The organism is Pseudoalteromonas sp. MMG033, from assembly GCF_057197785.1.
In genome coordinates, this window is record NZ_JBXVAL010000002.1 from 514,837 (window position 1) to 530,750 (window position 15,914).

Sequence of the window (15,914 nt, forward strand, 5' to 3'; positions counted from 1 at the left end):
ATCATTTTAAAACACGTTAAACTCTAGATGTTAACAGTGACATATCATAAATTAGTCAAGGACTTAGAATTAGTGACTGATGTGAAGCGTATTACATATTGTTTAATGGTAGGACTCATTTTTTTAAGTCCACGTACTCTTGCACAATATACATTTGCCTTAATAGGTAAAACTAAAAATGACAGTTTTTATCAGCAGGCTTTTGCTGGCTGTAAAGATTTTGCACGTGTTCAAAGCAACCTAACATGTGTTTATGATGGCGCAGATGACTACCAAGATGTGCGGACTCAGGTGCTCATTGTCAAAGAGTATATAGACAAAGGTGTAGATGGTCTTTTGATATCAACAACAGACTCTAAGCACCTTGTATCTGGCGCATTAAAGTATGCAAAGAAAAAAGGCATACCGGTCATCACTTTTGACTCTGATCTACTAAAAAAAGAACGCGATTATCGTTTAGCGTATGTTGGCACCAACAACTTTGATTTTGGCGTTGCGCTGGGTGAGGCCGCCAAACAATACAAAAAACAAACACCACAGCCAATCTGTATTCAATCAGGGCATTACACAACACCTAACTTAAACATGAGGATAGAAGGAGTAAGGTTTGCATTGTCGGGAAATGCAAAGAAAAAGCTGGACGGTACATCTGGTTGGATAGAGTACGATAGGTGTCCGCTTTATACACTCGGTAAGCGGGATGAAGCACTAAATCAACTACTTACTATTTTGAATTATGACAATCCGCCGATATTTATTGCTGTCGCAGGGTTTGCTCAATTCAATGCGAATTACATAACGGCGTTAACCCCCTATAAAAAACGATTATCAAAACAAGAAGTCACGATTATTTCGGCTGATACAGAAAATATTCAACTAAGAGCACTTGGGTTTGGATTATCCACTATCAATATAGGTCAGAAACCTTACCAAATGGGTAAACAAAGCACTGAGCTCCTTTACGATTATGTTAAATTTAAGACTAAGCCAAAACAAAGTGCCTATTACCTTGATTTTCATTATTGTAATCAAGGTAATGCAACGACATGCACCAGCAACAGATAAGGTATTAGTTCTCTAGTACCTGACCGGGGTTACTTGCAATCTTGCTTTAGTCATAGCCTCCAAAGACACTGCAGTTGGTACCTCACATAACGCATTCAACATACCTAAAGTCTTATTATGTGCTGCATCATTAGGGTTGATCGACATACTTTCCTGATAATGATACTGCAAGATTTCAGAAAACTGGTTAGAGATTGTCACATCGAAAAACTGATATCCAATCTGACATTTCATCCAATGTAAATACTCTGCTGACGTACAGCTATTAACCAGTGTGCTGGTGGAATTTGGCATATCGATAAATAAACGACTGGCTGTAGTTTGTAAAATGGCTCTTCTGATATCTTGTATTAGTAACAAAGGCATTAAGTCTGTGATTGGATTACAAGGACCGAATATAATTAGATCAGCATCTTCTATCACCGCGACAGCATCAAGGGATGTATTTACATCTTTTGAGAGAAACACTTCTTTTGGCAGAGCTGTGAGGTCGTTAATATTTTTTGCACCAATAACCGTTTCTCCGCCATACGTAATTGCAATCAAATCGGTTGCAAAGTCCGACATGGGTAGCACACTGTTAGACGTATTTAAGGACTGATTAAAAACAGTCATCGCTTCTGTGGGTGTATAACACATTAACGCCAATAATTCCAAGTTGGCTACATGCCCATGAGTTGCTATTTCCTGCTCTTTGCACGAGTTCAAAGCAAGACTCATACTTTGTAAAATCTCCAATTGGGAATATGAGAGTAACGCGCATTTATTATCAATATCCAAACTCGGCTCAGCAGTTGCGCATATTGCACTGAGCCTTTGACACATAGGTTTAAGTGACTTCATCAAATCAAGCATTTCTTGCCCTGCACCTACAAACACTACATTCATATTATTAGTCCTCGCCTTTAAATTTGCTAAGACTTTTGCAGTTAATAGGCCAATAAGCAACCAGTTGATTTTTATAGGTATAGTGGAAATGTAGATAGAAAAATTTGCATTTTCAAAATGCAAATTGAAAAAGTTTACTTAATGAAAAAGGGGAGATAAATCAAAAAAGAAAGGGGCAAATGCCCCAATCTAATTTTATAAAACCATTGCCGCTATCCAACCAAAGATCAAAAGCGGAATATTGAAGTGGATAAAGGTCGGAACAACAGAGTCCCAAATGTGATCATGCTGACCATCTGTATTTAAACCCGAAGTGGGGCCTAATGTAGAATCTGACGCAGGGGAACCTGCATCTCCCAAAGCACCAGCAGTACCAACCAGCGCCACTGTAGCCATAGCTGAGAAACCAACTTCTAAAGAGAGAGGGACAAACAGCGTCGCAATGATTGGAACCGTCGAGAACGAACTACCAATACCCATAGTGATCAATAGGCCAACAAGTAAAATCACCGCAGCAGCAATTGGCTTGCTGTCACCAATTAAATTGGCACAAGTTTGCACCAAGGATGCAACATCACCTGTCTCTTTCATCACAGATGCAAAGCCTTGAGCCGAGATCATAATAAAGCCTATCATCGCCATCATTGCAACGCCTTTGGTGAAGATATCAGAGTTTTGCTCCCACTTAATTAAACCAAAAAGAGCAAACATCATCACACCAACTAGGCCACCTAAAATCATTGAGCCACTGACATTTTGCGCCAGTAGCGAACAAATAACGGCGATTCCACCAGCAACAAGTACCTTGCGCTGATCTTCTACAACTAAATCACTTTTTTCAGAAGTCATTTCATTTGACTGATACTCTCTTGGCTTACGATAGCTGATAAAAACAGCGACCAATAATCCTATCAACATGCCAATTGCAGGAATTATCATTGCATATGGCACGGATGTGTTAATAATTTCAAGTCCATTATCAGTTAAGTTTTTATGCAAAATTGAATACAAATAAATGCCACCAAAACCATAAGGTAAAACCATATATGAGGTTGCAAGACCAAATGTCAAAACGCATGCAATTGCGCGCCTATCCATTTTCAGTTTATTGAATATCACAATCAGAGGAGGGATCAATATAGGAATAAATGCAATATGAACTGGTACTAGATTTTGTGATGCAATCGCACAGCCCATAATAACCACAAGGATCAACATACTTAAATAAGAGGCAGAGTCTTGGTTTTTACTATTCACCAAGCTAAGTAGCTTATTGGCAAGAATCAAGGTTAAACCGGATTTAGAAATAGCTACGGCAAATGCACCTAACATTGCATAGCTAAGTGCAATTTCGGCACCACCAGACAAACCATCATTAAACGCATTGAGTGTATTTTCTAGCCCTAAACCAGCAGTTAAACCTGCAACCAAGGCGCTAATTGTCATTGCTACTATTACGTTGACACGCAATAGTGAGAGGCCAAGCATCAAAATGACCCCAATAAATACTGCATTCATATTATTTTATTTTTGCCTTTTTTATTATTTGTTTGTTTAATTGAGAAAGCCTTCGAGATTGCTTGGCAGAAAGTGGGCGCATGTGAAAACGCGCAATTTCAAACAAACTATAAAACTCATCCAGTTCTTTAGAGGCACTTGGCCATTTAACTTTGAGGTTTTCACACAATTGTTTAGGCGTTAATTTATCAGATTTTTCATCACTCAACACCATCAACTTTTTATATATTCTTACTTCTTTAGGGTCATTAAACCGGGTTCTTAGGTTTAAATAAGTAAACCAACTGCCAAACACGATTACCAGCAATAAAATCACACTCAGTGCAGGTAAAAATTTATGCTTGTTTCCGAACAACATTTCTAGCAATGACGACTGTTTTTTATCATCAAAGTTTAATACCCAACGCGTCCAGTGAAAGTCTAATTGCTCTAATTGCAATCTAAGCCAGTTCACTGCTGCAAAATTAGAGAATGCCTGTAAGCTCAGTCCCAGATTATCTTTAAATTCATCTTCAAGGTCCTGCAAGTCTGCCAATGACCCGAGCATCCTTTGCGGTGAAACCCAAGCAGTTGGATCTAGTCTTTGCCAGCCAACTTGCGGGACATAATATTCGACCCAAGCATGGGCATCATATTGATATACCGCATAATAGTTACTTTCTTCATTTAACTGCCCGCCCAAATAACCAGATACAAGCCTAGTTGGGATCCCAGCTGTACGCATTAAAAAAGCAGCGGACGATGCATAATGTCCACAAAACCCGACTTTAGAACCAAACAAAAATGCATCGATGGTGTCTTCTGAATTAATTCTGGGTGGAGTCAAGCTGTATTCAAAGTTCTGCGTCGTATAAAAAGATTCCATCTTAGCGATAAATGCTTGAGTCGAGCTTGTCTGTGCATCCCACTCCTTTGCTAAAGCGATAGCTTGAGGGTTGATATCATTCGGTAAAGCCGTATTTAAGTTATATTCCCAACGCGACATTCTCGCATCATCTAACTTAACTGGAGACACCTCATATTGCGTAGGCTTATTGGATAAATGTCTTTGATACACCATACCAAAATAATTAACCCGAATTCCCTTACTCGCAGGTATGCCTTCATCCAAGGTATACAACCAACGGGTATTAGACGGACTTGCAATAACAGTGTAGTTGGCAGCAGTAGGTTCATAGGTTTTACTTAAAAAACGGTTTTGTAAGTCAGACATTGCCCACTTTTTACCATCAAATCTATCATGAATAATTGCACGCCAATAAAAGGGGGGCTCAAAACCATTGGCGTCGGGTAATAAAGCGCGAAATGCCAATTCAGACGAACGGGATAGCTCTGAAATCTGAAATGGATCAACATCTTCAGATAACCCCGTCGAAGCATTTTTTGCACTGGGCAGCTGCCAAAAGGGCGGCAGCTTTGGCACCAACACCACCATAGCAATGGCTAGCGGTAAGCTAAATACAAACTTTCTAACTGAACTGTTAACAGAAGCTTTTAATGGCACACGATGTGTAACACTAAATAATTGTCCTAAATTTAGTAGCAGTAATGCAGCAACTAACAAAAATGATAAGATATTTTGCGAAAAAAGATAAAAACACGGGTAGGTAAAAAAGTTTAAGATATAAACACTTTGTGCTTGTTTTGTCGTACTCACATTCAACATTTTTAAAGAGCAAGCGCCAAACAGCATAGCAACAAACATCTCAATGGCTTGGTTAAAGCCAAGAGATAAAAAGACCACAACAATTACCGTTATCGCTAGCAAATTAATCACCAGCTTTGATGGATATTTAACAGCCCCTACAGACGTGCTAATTTTAAAAATACAAATCAATAAAATTGAAACACAAAAAACGTAGCCCAAACTTTGGAATAGCAATAATGACAAACCACAGTATGCAAATGAAGTAATTAGCGTATTCTGACGAATTAGCTCTTTAGCACTCACTTAAGTTCTCCAAACACTTAACGACATGAGCTTCGGTATCACCAGGCGGCGTATAGCCATTTGGAAGATTTAGTGCAAATTCATATCCTAATCTATCAGCTTCAAGCACCTGAAAACATAATTGAGACAACCGAGATTCCTTTGTACCTTCCATAAAATTGAAATCGAGTACTAAGCTGACACCATGGCTGTCACCTACATAGTCTTTGACAAGCAACTCTTGATTTTTAGCAAAATGCCGCCACGAAATCCGATTACGACTCATTCCTTTTTGATATGGTTTTAACCCAGAAAATTCGTCTAAACTATCGGATTTATTCGCCAATAACTCAGTGTCATCACTCATATTGACCGACTCATGAAGACTAAGCTCACATTTTTGCGGAGCAGGGTAAGTAAAAAAGCTTTTGTCTGTGAGCAGATAACTCCAAACATTGACTAATCCAAATGGGTAATTGCTATGAATTTTAAATTTACCGCCAACATATTTCCCCCGCTTTTTTTGATTCAAACGGACCAGATGAACTGTGTTTGTGTCGACAATGTTTTGCTGCTCAAAGCCATGACCATCCCAATCTGAACTGAGCACGTTGAGCGAGTAAACTGGTTTAGAAGAATGCAACTTAAATTTACACTCATTGTGGTTACCAAAAAAGTTGCTTGTAATATCAAGCAACTCTAGCTTTACGCCGTGTAAGTTGAAATAACCATAAAACAATGACGAAATTTGCAGCATAAGCATTAAATAAGAAACACCAAGGATCAGGTTATTTTGATAATTGATACCGAGAATAAAGTTGAGTAGGGCAAAAGCTAAAAAGAACAAGCCAAGAAGTGAAGGCATAACATAAATGTTGTTATGTGAAAACTTAATGGTATTGGCACTGTGCTTTTTTGCGATAAGTTTGTCTATCCAGCTTCTATAAATAGCCTCACGCATTACACTGCTACCGCGACTCGTTCAAAAATTGAGTTAACAACGGTATTTTGTTCATTACAAGGGATATTTAGTCGATGCCCTGCCACACAGCCAAAAACAGCTTGTACATCGTCTGGCAGTGCAAAGTCACGACCATTGATCAGTGCATGTGCTCGAGCTGATAATCCAAGAGCGATACTCGCTCTAGGCGATAACGGATCGCTAAACTCTCCAGAATCACGGGTAAAGCTCACTAAATCTAAAATATACTGTACAACTGGCTCAGACAATTTCACTTTCATAACTTCATCTTGAAGCACTGCCAACTGCTCATTGCTTATCGCAAGACTTGGGTCGGCAACATCTAAATCTCGCTTATTACCTTGCTGTATTAATGATTTTTCAACTTCTGAATCGGGGTAACCCAAGCTAATTCGCATAAAAAACCGATCCAGTTGTGACTCTGGCAATGGGTGAGTGCCTGATTGATGGAGTGGATTTTGAGTCGCTATCACAAAAAAAGGCTGTGCCAAAGGGTGTGTATGACCATCTATGGTGACTTGGCCTTCTTCCATTGCTTCTAACAGCGCGCTTTGTGTTTTGGGGCTTGCCCGGTTTATTTCATCAGCAAGTAAAATTTGGCTGAAAATAGGCCCGGGATGAAAATCAAACGTGTGGGTTTGAGTATTGAAGATACTTGACCCGGTTATATCAGCAGGTAGTAAATCACTGGTAAATTGAACACGCTGATAACTTAAACCGAGCACGCTTGCAAGGCCATGAGAGAGCGTTGTTTTACCCATGCCCGGTAAATCTTCAATTAACAAATGGCCTTTACTTAACAAACAGCATACAGCTAATTTCAACTGCTCGTTTTTCCCTAAAATTAATTGGGATAAATTTTCTATTATTTTGCTGGTAATTTGGTTCATGCAATCATTTCTAATCTTTTCATTACAGTATCAACTTTTTTGGCATTGAATGGCTTTGCTATAAACCCTTTAGCGCCAAGCTCCCATGTATTTTGCACATTTTCCAGGCTGTTATGTCCTGAGCACATAATCACATGTGTATTTGGGAACTGATCATTCACATACTCAAGTATTTGCGTACCATCTGTATCTGGTAATTCTATATCGAGAAAAAGTACGTTGGGAGATTTGGATTCAAGTAAAGGTTTGGCTGACGTAAAGTCCTTTGATTCGTATATTTCTTCGAATCCTAAGTTTTCTAAAATATCGATTAAGTAGCTTCTGACTTCTTCTACATCATCGATAATAAGTATAGGTTCTAAAGGTCTAACAAGTTCCATATTGTAATACTATCTGACTGCGACTGACTTAATACTATGTCATGGCGGCTATGAGCTCAATGCTTTATTTATATCAAATCAAAGTACTGGCTAAGTTAGTTTATTTTTTCAGGGCACAGTCATAGCACCCAACGCGATGTAAATGCTTTAAACTGGTATTTAGCTGTTTGCAACAAAGAGCAAACCAACAAAAGCAAACATAAATGATGAGCTAGCGCTTTATATGCACATTTCTCTTTATGTATTGCTCAAGGTATGCCTTAAGCAAACTGTGCTCTTCGTTAGGTAGGTAATCTAAATGCGCTTGCAAAAATGCATCGCCGCTATAACTGTTTAACAAAATTTTATTTACTGTTGCGATAAACTGTTTGCTGGTCGGGGTTTTATTACACATGAAATGTCCAATAATCACTTTTGGTGAGCCAGCTATGTAGTAGGAGCGAATAGGAAAGTCAACGTTGTTACTATATCGATGAAACTCAGCAGGATAGTTGAGTAAAAAATCGACTCGGTTTGATATGAACATCCGGTATACCGTTTGATAGTGATCTGCACCACCGCGCAAAATCAAATTGCCTGCACTAATAGAAGCCAATTGCTTGTCAAGAAAGTCACCATACGAGAAGTTCTCCGCAATAACTATTGCGCTCTTGTCATATGCATCAAACAACGCAGGCAGTGATGTTATTTCACCCTCTGCGTTTAGCACACCGTCAGATGCTTTTGACAAATCATGATGGGAGTAAAGTTTATGTGCCCAATAAAAGTTAACAGGCAAGCTGAAGTAATAATCAGACTTGCGCTGCTCGTTTTTAATCATATTGATGTTACAAGCCGCAACATTAGACTGCTGTAATGATTTAATCGCCCGTTTCCGGCTAGATTTAACATAATGAACGACAATGTCTTCGACTTGTGAGAGCACAAACATATTCGTTGCGCCGGCGATATTAAGAGGCTGCTGATCGCCAGAGCTAAAAAGCTCGTAGTCCAATTGATCATCTAGGTAGATATGCACACCATGTGCATTCAAACTTTCGCTAAAGGTGCAAGCAACTATCAAAAGCAAACCAGCCAACCTATCACTGCAACTCACTATTTATGCCTCTATCATCAAGTCACTATTAAATTGTAGCCGAGAATCTCATTTCTCTACACAACATTTAGAAATTTGCCTAGTAAGATAACAAGTATTCCTCATAAAGATTATCTATCACGCCTGAACAAAATGACCATAATCAAGTGCTTCTCTATTGCATTTCATTAAAACCTCAGGCCCAAAGGCACTTGCCACAAAAATGACACATCATTTACATATGTAATGCACTGTAATAGAAAAGCCACACTCATTAGTGTAATTTACGAAACGATTTCAAAGCCAGTGTAAATGCCTTTGAGCGTCGTGTAATTAAACAATAATAAATTTTGGAGTAAATAATGGGTTCACGAAAAGGGATCGTAAATTCAGCAGTCGTTGCCTCTGTGGTAGCTGGCTCTATGGTGATGACGAGCCAAGCAAATGCGTTTGGTTGGGGCAGTATTGGTGACTTCTTTAAAGATCCGATCGGGACCGTTGGTGGTGCGGTTTCACAAGTGGCACAAGTAGTTAGACACGTTACAAGCCCTGTAACCAATATTGCAATTGACACACTGAGACATGGTGCAAATGTTGTTAACAGCGCAACTAACTTGGTTGGTGTAGATTCATCAGCAATTACTGATAAAGCCATATCGCTTGCACAGCAACTGGCCACTTTAGACAACATTGGAACATTTGTAGCAGACCAACAACAAAAACTCGCTGCACTTGAGCACTTTGCCACTGTTGCAGTCACCAATGCACACCACCTAGGTCAATTAGAAGACCTAGTTGATGGCGTTAATGAAAACAACGTTGAAGTAGCAAGAACCATAGTACATAGCCTAATCAAAGATATTGACTACAATACCTTAAAGCAGGTCGTTGATCAGGTTAAGACATATGATGGCGCACAATCCCTAATGTTTATGGTCAATAAAGGTAATCTAGGAGTCGGGGTTGCAGTTGACGTTAACGAGCTTGAACGCATAAAGTATGGCCATCACTCTAACCGTCACGAACCAATCATGAGCTTTTTTGTTCAGGCTGTGAATCCAGGAACACCTAACAACCAATTAAAGTTTTCTGTTGGTTATCATAAGAATGCTCCTTTGCAGGTATCCGGAAACAGCGTTAGCCTATCAAGTACGGTTAAAAAGATGAAAGTCAGCCTGGCATTTGCATCATTGAATAGCAGTGACTTCCTTTCTCTGGTTGATGTACAAGCTTTGCGAAACCAACATAAAATGACCGCGGTTGGAGTCAGTGCAAATCCAATCAGCTTGCAGCCAGGTAGCACATCAAGACAAGTTGCATTTAAAGAATGCCAAAACGGCAGATTACAAGCGAACGGCGTTGATTGTAATCAACAAGACTTGTCTATCAGTGCACTGACAGGTGTCCACGCTTTAGACCAGCACACAGCCCTTGGTGGTGTATCATTTACCTTTAAATCATTTGGCAAAGTAGATGGTATGTACTGTGTACAGACAGTGGAGCCAGCAGATCCGCATACGTGGCACGACAACTACTTCTGCTCATCCCAAGACCTTGGTATGAAATGGTCCTATGCTGGCCCAATTGATGGCATGCGCTGTACGCAAATCATTGAATTAGCAGATCCGCATGCATGGCAAGACAATTACCTGTGTTTACCAAATGACTCAGACTATCTATTCTCATGGAGAAGTGCTGGTAAAGGAAATATGAAAAATACAGTAAGATGGCTAGAATCCGCAGATCCACACACTTGGAATGACAATTACCTAGGCATTGAAAAACATGTTGAGATGAAGCTATTCGATAGGTGTTTAGATATTGCAGGGTATCATCCAAGCAATGGCCAAGACATCATGCTGCACGACTGTCACAATGGTGCAAACCAGAAGTGGTTATTCACCAATGATGGAAAAGTGAGAAGTAAAGTAGACTATAACAAATGCTTAGATTACAGAAACGGAGCGACCAGCAACGGTGAAAAACTCATGATTTGGGACTGTAGCACCAGCCCAACACAGCAGTTTGAATACATTAACGGCCAATTAAAAACGGTATTGCAACCATCTCGCTGTGTAGATGCACCGGCACCACATAACTTCACAAGAACACACTTGTGGGATTGCCCAGTGTTAACAAGGCACAACAACGTGGTTATTTCTAACTAATAAAATACACACTGCCGGAAGGTGAGGCGCTTTCCGGCAGGGGTTTTGATTGAATGGGGGAGTTACAGCTGCACTTTCTACTGTGTTCTGATTGGTAATATTGAACACCACATTTTGGCCTGCAGCTTGTCTGTTGCCAGCATTATAATGCCTGGACATATGGTTGATCTCAATGTTTTTTTAAGTGAAAGGACACGCTCGCAGCGTTTTAGTAAGTATGAGTTTTCGTTTGGTACCTATTCTAAACCACTATATGCGATGCCAACAGGTTGCGGTGTTTTAATCATACAAAAAGCCATATAGCTGAGAGCACAGTTACCAATAAGTAAGACTTGAAAACTTTATGAGACTTACACTTTTCCATTACACCAACTATTGCTGCAATACACGATAAAGTAATCAAAGCAAGAGCGAGATGGTGTTCAGAATAGGTAGTAGCTGAACGATATTTTTCACCTCCATAAAATACCATCGCTTCTGAACCAAAATTATAGTTTTTTAAAACTTCTGGGCTTTGAATTATGGCAATGGTCCAATATTCTAAAAAGCTAATTACGGATACGATACTTAGCATAATAATCAGTGGTAGCACCGGGTAGTAGCGGCTTAAGTTGTTCACAAATTTAATCTTCCATACTGTCGACATATAAAATTTCAAAGTTAATATCTGCATACAGTTCGCCCTTACGAAAAGTAAACTTCTCAAACCGTATCGATTTTATTTCATATTTGTATTGTTTTAAGGTTTTTTCTATTAGACGGTACTCTGAAGTAGACCTAATTGCATTTTTAAAGTTTTCTTTTAAGGGGGATAGAGCTGGGTTATGCAAATTGCCTGAAGATTTTAATGCTACTTCTAGTTCACTGGGAATGTGATCTTCATAATACTTAACCACTTCACCAATAAAACTCTCCTCACCGAAACAGCACAATAGCCGCACACTATGCAAACCACCTTCACTTTCATTTAAAAGCAGTTCATTTAAGCTAACCAGGCTGGCTACATAGTACCGTACATGATATGAGCTAGAGCCCGAACCAATCAGCTCTGATTCATTAGCACTTAAACTAGTTGAAAATAGAAGGTAAAAGCTAACTACACTAAGCATTTTAAAACTCATGTACGATATATCCTTTATTGGGGTTTTACCAGACTACACCAAAACATAACAAAAAAAGCGCCTAATTTCCCTGCTCAATTCACCAGAACAAATTAATCGTTACAGCCCCAAATAGGTCTATCTATAATGCCTATGATTTTTTCAAACTCTTCATCAGTTATATCTGAATGTATATCTGAGGCTGCTCCAATTCCACCTTTAGCGGCGTCTGACCCAAATGAGGATATTTTGTATCCACCAGAAGTGGTGTCATAAAAGTAATCTTTGTCCCAGACGTCTAGTGGTATTTCTGAAGCGTACTTTGGCACAAGGTCTTGAAGAGACTTTGGTAGCGAGTTATTTTCTAGTCTGTATAGCTTAACAGCCTCAGACAAGATTGTAATATCTAAAGCAGTTTTATCTAAAGCTAATTTATGTCGAAAACACCTTTCTGGGTAAATAGTCGAAAATAAGAACCAAATAATAAATATAAAGACCCCTGTCAGTAGTGCTTTCATGAGTACCCGTTATCTCTAGTCAAAATCCAGCAATACATTAATATGAATCTCCTGAACTAAACATGAAGTGATTGAACGACACGGAGTCTTGATTTAGCCTAATATCTTGCCTCACTCATAAAGCCACGCAAAACATTTTACACTTAATTTGCTAGACCAACTATTTAACTTGCGACATGAAAAAACAACAAACAACTTATTAGCCATGAAAGGGATGAACGAACAGTTTATATGTACCCAAACGGCTATCAATGGATTGGTGTTGGCTGGAATATTAAACAAAGTGGCCTAACTTATGACAAAATTAATTACCTACTTAACGAAGAAATTGCATACTTTACAGCCCCAATTCAAAAAACATATCAACACCTCAATATACAACTCCGCTTGCAAACCCGTAATCACTAAGAAAGTATTTAACCTTTGTATTGATGGTCTTATCAATTCTAAAAAGACAATTTAAGTTATGATTTTAAAAAATTGACCGATAACAAAAACGGGCAAGAAACGCGCTTTGATTACATTGGAGAGAATGCCGAAAAAGTTGAAGAAAAGGCCACACCAAGCTGGTTCAAAATCGCAACTTTAGTTGACTGTGCTGGATTGGCAGTAGCAATAGCAGCTGAAGAGTTAGAACCAGATCGAAGCTCTTAATTTTACGACTGGGCAATCACACCAATCTTAATAAATTCAACCAACTAAAACTCACACAAAATTTAATCAAAAAATATCAATAATTTTATTTGTCACTTTGTGCTTTGAATTGCTAAACCTAACAATGCAAAGAGCAGTTTTAGTCTGTTCTACACATACAACATGCTAAGCAAAGGGAGTGAATGATTATGGCACTTAAACCAACAACCACAGCACAAGATGCCTATGTTGAAATGTTTGAGAGACACCATAGCCAAGCGCACAATGAGTTGATTGATAAACTCAACGAAGTGGCCTTAAAGCTTTATTCAATCTCCATGGATAAGCATTATCTAAGAGACGCAATCTTGGTTGAAGTGTCAAAAGCACTGATGGAGACCAAAAAGTATTTTCGTGCATTAGAGTCCAATACACCTCGCAATTATGAAACTGAAGGCAAACTTGTCATGCTTTGGGGCTTAGCCGCAGCACCACTTAGCATGTTAGACAAAGAGCTAGGGATATTATGTGAATTAGAAGACGAAAACTGGTTGCACCCAGATGGCTGGACTAATGATGAAATCATCGAGTTTGGTGTAAAACTCGATTTAATATCGCGAACATTTATGCGTTTGTCATTTCCAGTTTCTGTTTGGCATTAGATAAAAGAAAATATTTTTTACATATACCTAGGTTACCTTGGGGGCTGATGGTGAAGTCTATCACCCTCAACTTACAATTGTATTTTATGAACATGGGGGCATCCTAGAGGTACAGATATATTTTGAAGCGTTTTTTAAATATATTGCAGCTAGCCATCTATGCACCTATCGATTAATACCATAAAGGTACTAATGACATACATGAGTGCAGTGCTTTTTTGACATAAAAAATGCAACTGCGAGTGCTCAGCTGCATTTTGGCTTTGGTCAAACAACATCTTTTTGCTTATAAATACTTTCTTTAGCTAATACGGGGTAATGTGAACCTCAAACAGCCTTTCAATTTCATCAATAGTTTACATGGTGCCTGACTCCCTATTCACCGTTAAGTTTTACATGTATTCGCCTAAGCATATTAATTTTCATCCTCTGTTTTAAACAAAGTGGTGAAAAATAGGAATGTTATTTTTTCAAAATAACTTAAGATTTGGTTACAACCCCTATATAAACAAATGTTCAAGCCGACATCACTATCAGCATAATGAGACTAGAAGACCTCACATAAAAAATAAAAATAAACTAATAAAATCATAAAAAAACAGCAAAAACATATCTTTCATTAAAACTAAAAATAATAAAAGAAAAAGATCTTAAAACTGTATCAAAACATATAAAACCTAAATTTCTAAATGTTACAATTTAACAATATTTAAAAGTGTTAAATACCTCCTTATACACGCAATATTTTAAACTTGGTTGCAGGCCACGACGCTTTAGCATTTTTACACACCAATATTTCAAACCTGTAATTGTTGACCTCCCCCCATTCTTAACTGATCATAAATTACCCATAGATTGCATTATTGTTAAATTTGGGTTTTTCACTTGTTATCTAATGTTTATAGATGTATCCTGCATGGGAACGATTTGGAACTTAAAGGTAAATCAGTTGCGTTTGAACTGTTGGGGTTGAGTGTGTTTAATATTGAAAAAAAAATAATGACAATTTAAAGCTCACCATTGAAAACCCAATTATTTCAGCATATTAAATATGTCAGCAATACGAGAGCGCGTATAAAAAATATCTTTATGCCACCAAAGAAATTGTTTAAAGGAAATTTTTACAAACAAGATTTGGCAAATAAAAATGGCTTTATTTTTAATATTTAGGCAAATCAGGATTGAAGTATTTATAACTAACGTACTAAAAACCTAAATTTTAAAAGACATCAATATTGCTCAAAAGGAAATTAATTAATGAGCCCTAAAGAATATTTAAGAACTTATTATTCAGACGATCCCTCTTATGATTATGAAGAAGGATTTCATTTAAACTGGTGGCAGCATTGTTATGATACGACTAAACCAGAAGGCTCTCTTTTGGTTATTGGTGGCGGACCAGTTATTAGCTCCATAATTACAGCTTCAAAGTATGTTGATTCAATAGACTTTACTGATTTTAATGAGGAATGTCTGACTGAAGTCAGAGAATGGGTAGAAGGGCATGGTCACAACTGGGACTTTTATGTAAAAAAAGCATTAGAACTTGAAACACAGCCAAATGATGCCGCAGAGATAGAAACAAGAACACAATTAATTAAAGATAAAATTAGAAACATTACCCAACTCGATATTTTACAGCCACACATCACTGAAAAATATAGCATCGTCGATGCACACTTTGTTTTAGACTGCATTAGTGACTCAAGAGAAATCTTTCTCCAGTCTCTTCAAAATGCATGCTCCCTTCTAAAAGACGATGGAATCTTCCAAGGCGCATTTTTAAACCGTACAAATGGTTGGCGTTCTGGAGATAACTTCTATAAAAGCATCCCTCTGACTGAAGATGAGTTGGATATGTGCTTCTCTGATTTAGGATTTAAAATTTCCAAATCCGCGTCCATTTCATTAAAAGAAGATAATCGAACTGGCGGCTATATCTTTGTAAAAGCAATCAGAGTTTCTTGAACTCGTTTTTAAATGGCCTTTTAGGTACCGTTTTTATTTTAATTTCTTGAAATTGTTTACTCCAACTTCGATCTTTGTACCTTTTAAAAAGCTTAGGTATAGAGCCCTCGTATAGCTGGAGGTTGAGGGTTTATTCT

General features: G+C 38.2%; 15 protein-coding genes. 5 read left to right on the forward strand and 10 right to left on the reverse strand.

Annotation, left to right across the window (positions count from 1 at the left end; all coding sequences use genetic code 11):
• Positions 1-36: 36 nt before the first annotated feature.
• Positions 37-1,065 (forward strand): substrate-binding domain-containing protein, encoded by a 1,029-nt coding sequence (locus AC2CZC_RS23560; protein WP_484585690.1) that lies wholly within the window; start codon positions 37-39, stop codon positions 1,063-1,065.
• Between the two features lie 12 nt (positions 1,066-1,077).
• On the opposite strand, the gene AC2CZC_RS23565 is transcribed toward AC2CZC_RS23560, so the two are convergent.
• From AC2CZC_RS23565 to AC2CZC_RS23595, 7 genes are all read right to left on the reverse strand, one after another.
• Complete coding sequence (locus AC2CZC_RS23565; protein ID WP_484585691.1) at positions 1,078-1,953, reverse strand: 2-phospho-L-lactate transferase CofD family protein; 876 nt, start codon at positions 1,951-1,953, stop codon at positions 1,078-1,080.
• A 195-nt stretch (positions 1,954-2,148) separates the two neighbouring features.
• Positions 2,149-3,471, reverse strand: a complete 1,323-nt coding sequence (locus AC2CZC_RS23570) for a Na+/H+ antiporter family protein (protein ID WP_484585692.1) — start codon at positions 3,469-3,471, stop codon at positions 2,149-2,151.
• A gap of 1 nt (position 3,472) precedes the next feature.
• On the reverse strand, positions 3,473-5,422 hold the full coding sequence (locus tag AC2CZC_RS23575; protein ID WP_484585693.1) for a transglutaminase TgpA family protein: 1,950 nt from the start codon (positions 5,420-5,422) through the stop codon (positions 3,473-3,475).
• Positions 5,412-6,362, reverse strand: a complete 951-nt coding sequence (locus AC2CZC_RS23580; RefSeq protein WP_484585694.1) for a DUF58 domain-containing protein — start codon at positions 6,360-6,362, stop codon at positions 5,412-5,414. Before AC2CZC_RS23580 ends, AC2CZC_RS23575 begins: the two co-directional genes overlap by 11 nt.
• The gene (locus tag AC2CZC_RS23585; protein WP_484585695.1) at positions 6,362-7,273 is read right to left on the reverse strand and encodes an AAA family ATPase; all 912 of its coding nucleotides are present in this window, start codon (positions 7,271-7,273) and stop codon (positions 6,362-6,364) included. Before AC2CZC_RS23585 ends, AC2CZC_RS23580 begins: the two co-directional genes overlap by 1 nt.
• Positions 7,270-7,653: a response regulator gene (locus AC2CZC_RS23590; protein WP_023399139.1), complete on the reverse strand. Its 384-nt coding sequence runs from the start codon at positions 7,651-7,653 to the stop codon at positions 7,270-7,272. The genes AC2CZC_RS23585 and AC2CZC_RS23590 overlap by 4 nt, the downstream gene beginning before the upstream one ends.
• A 211-nt stretch (positions 7,654-7,864) precedes the next feature.
• Complete coding sequence (locus AC2CZC_RS23595) at positions 7,865-8,749, reverse strand: hypothetical protein (RefSeq protein ID WP_484585696.1); 885 nt, start codon at positions 8,747-8,749, stop codon at positions 7,865-7,867.
• A gap of 341 nt (positions 8,750-9,090) precedes the next feature.
• Between AC2CZC_RS23595 and AC2CZC_RS23600 the strand changes: the two genes are divergently transcribed.
• Positions 9,091-10,896 carry a ricin-type beta-trefoil lectin domain protein gene (locus AC2CZC_RS23600; protein ID WP_484585697.1) on the forward strand — a complete coding sequence of 602 codons (1,806 nt, stop codon included), beginning with the start codon at positions 9,091-9,093 and terminating at the stop codon, positions 10,894-10,896.
• Positions 10,897-11,179: 283 nt separating this feature from the next.
• Here AC2CZC_RS23600 and AC2CZC_RS23605 read toward each other — a convergent pair whose 3' ends face one another.
• From AC2CZC_RS23605 to AC2CZC_RS23615, 3 genes are all read right to left on the reverse strand, one after another.
• A complete protein-coding gene (locus AC2CZC_RS23605; protein WP_484585698.1) occupies positions 11,180-11,515 on the reverse strand; it encodes a hypothetical protein in 336 nt (111 codons plus the stop codon).
• Positions 11,516-11,519: 4 nt separating this feature from the next.
• The gene (locus AC2CZC_RS23610; RefSeq protein ID WP_484585699.1) at positions 11,520-12,017 is read right to left on the reverse strand and encodes a hypothetical protein; all 498 of its coding nucleotides are present in this window, start codon (positions 12,015-12,017) and stop codon (positions 11,520-11,522) included.
• Between the two features lie 92 nt (positions 12,018-12,109).
• A complete protein-coding gene (locus AC2CZC_RS23615) occupies positions 12,110-12,514 on the reverse strand; it encodes a type II secretion system protein GspG (RefSeq protein ID WP_484585700.1) in 405 nt (134 codons plus the stop codon).
• 480 nt (positions 12,515-12,994) lie between these two features.
• Between AC2CZC_RS23615 and AC2CZC_RS23620 the strand changes: the two genes are divergently transcribed.
• From AC2CZC_RS23620 to AC2CZC_RS23630, 3 genes are all read left to right on the forward strand, one after another.
• Entirely contained in the window at positions 12,995-13,168 is a 174-nt protein-coding gene (locus tag AC2CZC_RS23620; protein WP_484585701.1) for a hypothetical protein, read from the forward strand.
• Positions 13,169-13,356: 188 nt separating this feature from the next.
• Positions 13,357-13,809, forward strand: a complete 453-nt coding sequence (locus AC2CZC_RS23625; protein ID WP_484585702.1) for a hypothetical protein — start codon at positions 13,357-13,359, stop codon at positions 13,807-13,809.
• 1,257 nt (positions 13,810-15,066) lie between these two features.
• A complete protein-coding gene (locus tag AC2CZC_RS23630) occupies positions 15,067-15,777 on the forward strand; it encodes a class I SAM-dependent methyltransferase (RefSeq protein WP_484585703.1) in 711 nt (236 codons plus the stop codon).
• Positions 15,778-15,914: the final 137 nt, after the last annotated feature.